This window comes from Dendronalium phyllosphericum CENA369 (assembly GCF_016056275.1).
GTDB classification, from domain to species: Bacteria; Cyanobacteriota; Cyanobacteriia; order Cyanobacteriales; family Nostocaceae; genus Dendronalium; species Dendronalium phyllosphericum.
Genome location: NZ_JAECZA010000186.1, coordinates 1 through 1,330 on the forward strand (window position 1 = coordinate 1; position 1,330 = coordinate 1,330).

At 48.0% G+C, this 1,330-nt stretch carries 1 protein-coding gene; it reads right to left on the reverse strand.

Annotated features, from left to right (window positions below):
- Positions 1-301 precede the first annotated feature (301 nt).
- Positions 302-1,330, reverse strand: a 1,029-nt coding sequence (murD, locus tag I8752_RS22140; RefSeq protein WP_214434429.1) for a UDP-N-acetylmuramoyl-L-alanine--D-glutamate ligase, incomplete at its 5' end; no start/stop codon positions are given.

A 1,330-nucleotide genomic window follows, 5' to 3' on the forward strand; every position in this document is an offset into this window, starting at 1 on the left:
GATGGGGGAGATGGGGGAGATGGGGGAGACAATAAATAATAATTACTCTTGCCTCTTGCCTCTTGTACAGACGCGTAGACGCTCGTAAGAGCGGTGAAGCAGTCCGGTCTTGGGGTCTCCCCCTTCGGGTTCGGAAGTTTCAACTCGACGGGAACCGCCAAGACTTGAACTTCCTCACCAAGTAGAGGAACTGCCGTTAGCGCAGCGTTAGCGACGCAGGAGCGTCACCCGGAGGGCTTCTCGTAAGAGTATAATCGCGTCTCTACTCCTGACTCAGCACTCAGCACTCAGCACTCAGCACTCAGCACTCCTTACCCACCCAAGCAAGACATAATTTCCGAAAATCGTCGCCCCTGACCTCAAAATTTGGGTATCGATCGAAACTTGCACAAGCAGGAGATAACAATACTACAGGCGCTTGATGGTGTTTAGCTAATTCTGCTGACCGAGGAACTGCTTTTTCCATCGTTTCCACTATTTCATAATTAGAATAACCCACCTCTTGCAAGCGTTGGGCAAACATTGGTGCAGCAGCGCCAATCAATAATACCGCTGCTGCTTTAGCTTGAATTTTTGCTAACCAGCCAGTATCATCGCCGGGTTTTGCTTCTCCACCAGCAATCAAAATTGCTGGACTTTTGACTGAAGCTAACCCGACTTCGGCAGCATCATAGTTAGTCGCTTTGCTGTCGTTAATAAAGTCAATGCCTTGCCAAGTGCAAATGTGTTCCAAACGATGGGCAACACCTGGAAATTCTCGAATTGCAGTATCAATAGCATCGCGTTCAATCCCCGCCAACCGCGCCGCCGCTACTGCCATCAGCAGATTTTGCAAATTATGTTCGCCCACCATTCGCAAAGCAGAGGCTTCCACAATTCTTTCTGGTGTAGAGTTCTGCAATTCTACAATCCAGCCATCTTCAATATAAAAGCCTTTTTCGCTGATTAAAAAATCTTTGCCTTTGACACTTGTCCAGTAGGCATCAGGCCAATGACTTAAACCTACTTTGTGCAAATAGGGATCGTCGCCATTAAATATTTGTAGATGCGATCGCCGCAACAGTTTAGCTTTAATGTCGTAGTAATTTTCTAAAGTCTTGTGGCGCGCCAAGTGATCTGGGGTGAAAGTCGTCCAAACCCCAATGCGAGGTGCAAGAGATACAGAAGATTCAATTTGATAGCTACTAATTTCTGCAATTATCCAATCGAGTGCTGAGTCAGAAGTGCTGAGTGCTGAGTGCTGAGTGCTGAGTACTGAGTGCTGAGTGCTGAGTATAGTTTTCTCCTCTGCCCCTCTGCCCCTCTGCTCCTCTGCCCCTCTGCCCCTCTG